Raw genomic sequence first — 3,097 nt, 5'->3', positions numbered from 1 at the left:
CTTTAACTTCTTTTGCGGGTTTTAGTTCTTTCGAAATTAGTTCCGGCTCTTCTTTTTCAAAGCGTTGCTTTAAACTGCCTTCAATTACTGCGCCTGCATCAATACTCAATGTATCGTGAAATACATCGCCATGAACATGAGCGCCACTTTGTACTTTTACTTCACTGGCATTAATTGACCCAATAACTTTACCTTTAACAATAACGCTTTTAGCTTCAACAATACCTTCAACAACTCCCGCTGAGCCAATAACTAAATGCTCCACTTTTATGTCACCATCAATACGGCCATCAAGCTGTACTTCACCTTGGCTAACTAAAGTGCCTGTAAGGCGTACGTCTTCAGAAATAATAGACGGTGTGTGATTCACTCTTTTTAAATTAGAGCTAACTGTTTTTTGTTTTTTTCTACCAAACACGAGAAAGCGCCTTTGTTATTTTTAGAGGATTGACTTGTTTACCATTAAGTAATACTTCGTAGTGTAAATGCGTGCCTGTGCTTCGGCCGGTGCTGCCCATTAGGCCGATCACATCATGTTTAGTGATTGATTGACCTTTCTTTACTTTAATTTTATTTAAGTGTCCAAATCGAGTCACTAAGCCATTTTTATGTTCAAGCTCAATAAAGTTACCATAACCACCATTACGACCGGCACGAAGAACTACTGCGTCTGCTGGGGCGAATATTTCGGTTTTATGCCAACCGGCTAAATCAATTCCTTTATGAAAGGCGTGATTACTATTCATGGGATCTTTTCTAAGGCCAAAATTACTCGAAATATAGTATTTAGCTTTAGCTAAAGGCAGGGTATTTGGTAGCTCAGTTAAAAAGTTTTCTAAATTATTTAATATTAATAACTTATCAACGATGGCTAAAAAGTGGCTCGGAATTTTTGTTTCGTTAAATATATCAAGTGGCCCACCTTGTGCAGTTGTTTGGGCGCTTAATATTAGGTGTTGCTCAAGCGCAGACTCAATTCCTGCGCCTTTAACCATAGCTAAAATGGCTTGGTGACGTTCACTAATTTGGTTATCTAAATAGGTAAAGCTTTGCTCATACTGATTATTTAAGTTGGCCACTCTTGTTGCGAATGTGATTGGAGCGATTAACTGTGCTTGTTTACCTTTTTGATTTTCATCGACTAATGGCTCATGAAATTCATTGCCATTTTCATTAATAGGTACATCAAGTTCTGTATCAAGCTTAATAACGTCTTTGCTAATTGAAGTAGGAAGGGATTCTATCATGCTTTGCAGTAGCGCCTGCTTTTGCTCAAGAATTGCAAGTTGCTCTAATTGCGTTGCTTGAAGGGCTTGTTGCTCACTGACTTTTTGTTGCCACAGCGTTTGCTCGGTTATTTGATTTTGTTTTATGTCAGAGATTTTATTTGTTTGTGTATAAACACGAAAGCTTGAAATACTCAGCCAAGTAAAAGTGACTAAAATAAGCAACGCTACAAGAAGTTGAAACCAAGAGGCTAAAACAACATGCTTAACTTCGCCATTTTGACGAATAAGTAGCTGACGAGCAGGGAAAAATTTATGATAAAAAGACTTTATAAATACTGACATGGCATATAAACACTGGCTATTAACCGAATTAAGATAGCAATTTGAGTTAAAAAAGCTAGAAAAAAATTGTAACTGTTCAAAAATTAATAAAAAAGGGCTGCTTTTAGTAAGCAGCCCTTTTAATAAATTTTTTAATATGCGTATTATTTTGCCGGCAGTACAGTACTCTCTACAGAGCCAAAACCTATACATGCATAGCCTTCTTTTTCACACCAGCCACGCATAATAACGTTATCGCCATCTTCTAAAAAGCTACGTTGTTCGCCATTACTTAGCGTGATTTTTTCTTTACCGCCACGAGAAAGCTCAAGTAATGAACCTGCTTCTTCGTGCGTTGGACCCGACTGAGTGCCCGAACCTAGCATGTCACCTGGCATAAAGTTACAGCCATTTACTGTGTGATGAGTAACCATTTGTGCCACAGTCCAGTAAGAGTGCTTAAAGCTAGATGTTGATACGCGCGTTGGGTTATGGCCTTCGCTACGCATTTTTTGCGTTTGAATTCTAACATCCATTTGAATATCAAAAGCACCTTGGTCGCGATTCGCTTTTGATTCTAAATAGTCCATAGGCTGTGGATCGTTTTCATCACGTGTCCAGCTTGTTCTGTAAGGCGCTAATGCTTCGGTTGTTACAATCCAAGGCGATACCGTTGAGGCAAAGTTTTTAGCTAAAAATGGACCAAGCGGTTGATATTCCCACGCTTGCAAGTCACGTGCTGACCAATCGTTAAATACACAAAAGCCAAATACATGGTTTTCAGCATTTTCGATAGCGATTGCATCGCCCAGTGCATTGCCTTTACCTAAGTAAATACCCAGCTCTAGTTCGTAATCAAGGCGTTTACAAGGACCGAATGATGGCACTTCTGCGTCTGGCGCTTTGGTTTGACCTTTAGGTCGATGAAATGTTTGACCCGATACGTCAATAGATGAAGAGCGACCATGATAACCAATAGGTACCCATTTATAGTTAGGTAATAATGGGTTGTCAGGGCGAAATAAACTACCCACAGCTGTAGCGTGATAAATAGAAGTGTAAAAGTCGGTGTAATCACCGATACGACAAGGCAAAGAATACTCTATATCAGACTGTGCAACCAATGTATCGCTAAGCGCTTGTTGGTGCTCAGAGCCTGCTCTTAGTGCTTTTGAAAGCGCTAAACGAAGAGCTGACCAATACTGCTTCCCTAAACCCATAAATGTATTTAAGGTTGCTTCACTTGCTGCATCTGCGGCTGTTTTAGCGTCACCTGTTAAAACGTTTAATTTACTTAGTTTTGCTAAATCGATTACTTGGTCACCAATTGCAACACCACCACGAAAGGCCTCATCAGACCCTTTACGACGAAATTCTGCAAACGGTAAGTTTTGAATCGGGAAGTCGCAATTATCAACATTAGCTGATTCTACCCAGCTGGTTAAATTAATATCGTGGGTTTCGTTAATTAGGCTCATTACATTTCCTTTGGATTTTACTGTATGGCGACAAGGTATAGTTTATTTAATCATACTTGTACTTGGCGC

At 39.3% G+C, this 3,097-nt stretch carries 3 protein-coding genes; all 3 read right to left on the bottom strand.

From position 1 onward, the window contains the following. Window positions 1–418, bottom strand: a 418-nt coding sequence (locus H5072_RS15505) for a polymer-forming cytoskeletal protein (RefSeq protein WP_182694030.1), incomplete at its 3' end; no start/stop codon positions are given. Continuing rightward, window positions 408–1,571, bottom strand: a complete 1,164-nt coding sequence (locus tag H5072_RS15500) for a M23 family metallopeptidase (RefSeq protein ID WP_182694029.1) — start codon at window positions 1,569–1,571, stop codon at window positions 408–410. The genes H5072_RS15500 and H5072_RS15505, both read right to left, overlap by 11 nt. A 143-nt stretch (window positions 1,572–1,714) precedes the next feature. Beyond that, window positions 1,715–3,028 carry a fumarylacetoacetase gene (gene fahA / locus H5072_RS15495; RefSeq protein ID WP_182694028.1) on the bottom strand — a complete coding sequence of 438 codons (1,314 nt, stop codon included), beginning with the start codon at window positions 3,026–3,028 and terminating at the stop codon, window positions 1,715–1,717. Window positions 3,029–3,097 lie beyond the last annotated feature (69 nt).

The sequence above is a fragment of the Pseudoalteromonas sp. SR45-5 genome (assembly GCF_014163565.1).
Lineage (GTDB): Bacteria > Pseudomonadota > Gammaproteobacteria > Enterobacterales > Alteromonadaceae > Pseudoalteromonas > Pseudoalteromonas distincta.
The sequence above is the reverse complement of the archived record's forward strand: the minus strand, read 5'-3'. Positions and strand labels throughout refer to the sequence as shown.

Coding starts and splice junctions, on each gene's coding strand:
- H5072_RS15500 (WP_182694029.1), bottom strand. CDS start 1,571: ATGTCAGTATTTATAAAGTCTTTTTATCATAAATTTTTCCCTGCTCGT.
- fahA (WP_182694028.1), bottom strand. CDS start 3,028: ATGAGCCTAATTAACGAAACCCACGATATTAATTTAACCAGCTGGGTA.